Below are 1,529 nucleotides of genomic sequence, written 5' to 3'. Positions count from 1 at the left end.
ATTGTATTTCAATATTTCCGTCACAAGATATATTTTCCGCTATTTTTTCAGATACTTTGCAAGATGAAACTGAACATAATAAGGTCATTAATATGATAAAAATTCTATTCATTAAGTTTTTTTCAGATTGCGCACAACGTCCCGGCTATGAATAGTGCGTCTAAAAATACACTGATTTTTGAAATAGGCACTTAGCCAAAGCTTTGTTTTTTACTGATTTTCAGTATTGCGCCAAAATAAAGTTTTGGCGACTTCGTAAATATACGATTGCTTTTGGAATAATCTCCGGCGCAGCATTATTTATAGCCTTTTGTTGCCAAGCGTTTTTTTATGCAGTCTCCATTCAGATTCCGCTTCGCTACTTTTTCTCTTTTAAATTTTAAAACTCTAGTATTCGATTCCGCTCTGATTGCGTTTTGCTGATAAATTCTTTATCCTTTTTAGAGTTCCGCACCTGCTTCGGATGGTTTATGTGTCTGATGGATTTTGAGCTAAAATCACGGGTTTGATTGTCCAGGATATATTTATCAAATGCTTGGCAACGTTTGGTATAAGCGCAGTAGCGGGATTTACACACCGATCTTTTGATTTATACCGGACCTTAAATTTATAAAATTAATTTCGGTTCTTGCACTTGGCCGCTATTGTGTTTATACTTGTGTTGTGCGTAGTCTATTTATAGTATTCAATATTCCTTATCATAATCTGACGAGATTCTTTTTCTTCTTCCTCTTTATAAAGATTCACCATAATCCAGTTTCCAAAATCATCTGTTTCTTGTACCTCAAATATCATTGTGGTTGAATTGTGCAGCGGTTCATATGTAATCTTAGAACTTAACAAATTTCCTTCTTGGTCAAGAATATTCTCATATTGATGAGTCAGTAAATGTTCCCCACTTCTATCATCATAATAGAGAGTAATGCCAGACTTATCTCTAAAATTCTTAGTCAAGGTGAATTCCGATTCCATACGGAACCCAAAACTATCTTTTGCTTTTATTTGATACTTTCTCTCGTCAACCCATTGATAATAGCCTGTTTCGAAAATTCCGTTTTCGTTATATTTATGGTATGAAATTTTTCTTCCATTTTGGTCTCGCTGAATTTCTATGGTTTCTGTCTCTAATTGGGAAAAACTTTGATTGACCATTTTTGTGATCCCTCCGTTATTGTTGAAATACATTTTTGATTGTGAATTTAAGGTATCAAGAATCCACTTTCCCTGATTTTCTTTGATAGAATAGTATTTAGATTCAATTGATTTTACATTACCATTTAATCCAAATTCTTTTATATCCGTATATCCCTCTTGAGAAAAAAAGGATATTGAAAAAAACAAAAAACATAGAAATAATATTAAAATTCTCATATTAATTTTTGATTACGCACAACGTGTTTGTATAAGGAAAGTTGCGTGTTTGTGTGCGAGGATTTTCCGAAGGAAAATCAGAAGCTAGCAAACGAGCAACTAACTTTGGTTTAGCTAAAACTAGCAATTTTTTTTATACGGTGTTGTGCGCAGTCTTT

The 1,529-nt window shown here is 33.0% G+C and carries 1 protein-coding gene; it reads right to left on the bottom strand.

Features of this window, described 5'->3' with window-relative positions; all coding sequences use genetic code 11:
* Nucleotides 1-672 precede the first annotated feature (672 nt).
* Nucleotides 673-1,371 (bottom strand): hypothetical protein, encoded by a 699-nt coding sequence (locus tag QPK98_RS15520; protein ID WP_310994390.1) that lies wholly within the window; start codon nucleotides 1,369-1,371, stop codon nucleotides 673-675.
* Nucleotides 1,372-1,529: the final 158 nt, after the last annotated feature.

Origin of the sequence: Aequorivita marina (assembly GCF_031631895.2) — a bacterium.
Taxonomy (GTDB): domain Bacteria; phylum Bacteroidota; class Bacteroidia; order Flavobacteriales; family Flavobacteriaceae; genus Aequorivita; species Aequorivita marina.
This window is presented reverse-complemented; position numbering and strand designations above follow the sequence as displayed.

What these genes read in the sequence shown, in the direction of transcription:
- QPK98_RS15520 (WP_310994390.1), bottom strand. Translation starts at nt 1,371, where the DNA reads ATGAGAATTTTAATATTATTTCTATGTTTTTTGTTTTTTTCAATATCC.